This is a genomic window from Arthrobacter pascens, from assembly GCF_017052465.1.
Lineage (GTDB): Bacteria > Actinomycetota > Actinomycetes > Actinomycetales > Micrococcaceae > Arthrobacter > Arthrobacter pascens.
On record NZ_JAFHKT010000016.1, the window covers coordinates 1 to 465 of the forward strand.

1 protein-coding gene is annotated in these 465 nt (G+C 68.6%); it reads left to right on the forward strand.

Going from position 1 to position 465, the window contains the following annotated elements; all coding sequences use genetic code 11:
• Positions 1-348 (forward strand): phosphoenolpyruvate carboxylase (locus tag JYA52_RS00070; RefSeq protein WP_205651143.1); only part of this gene is annotated, 348 nt, incomplete at its 5' end.
• Positions 349-465 lie beyond the last annotated feature (117 nt).

Sequence of the window (465 nt, forward strand, 5' to 3'; positions counted from 1 at the left end):
CTCGTGGAGATGATGGACCGCTGGAACTTCTTCCGTTCGGTGCTCTCCAACGTGGAGATGACCCTGGCCAAGACGGACCTGGACATCGCGGGCTACTACGTGGACACCCTGGTCCCCACGGAGCTCCACCACCTCTTCCACGCCCTCCGGGCGGAGTACGAGCTGACCGTTCCGGAGATCCAGATCCTCTCCGGCGAGCACGTGCTCCGGGGCGCCCAGCCGCCGCGGAGGCGCGCGCTGGAGCTCCGCGACCAGGCCCGCGACGCGAGGAGCGCCCGGGGTCAACCGGCGAACGGTGAGGGAGCGTCCGGGGTTAACCGGCGAAAGGTGAGGGAGCGTCCGGGGTGAACCGGCGAAAGGTGAGGGAGCGTCCGGGGTTAACCGGCGAAAGGTGAGGGAGCGTCCGGGGTTAACCGGCGAAAGGTGAGGGAGCGTCCGGGGTTAGCCGGCGAAAGGTGAGGGAGC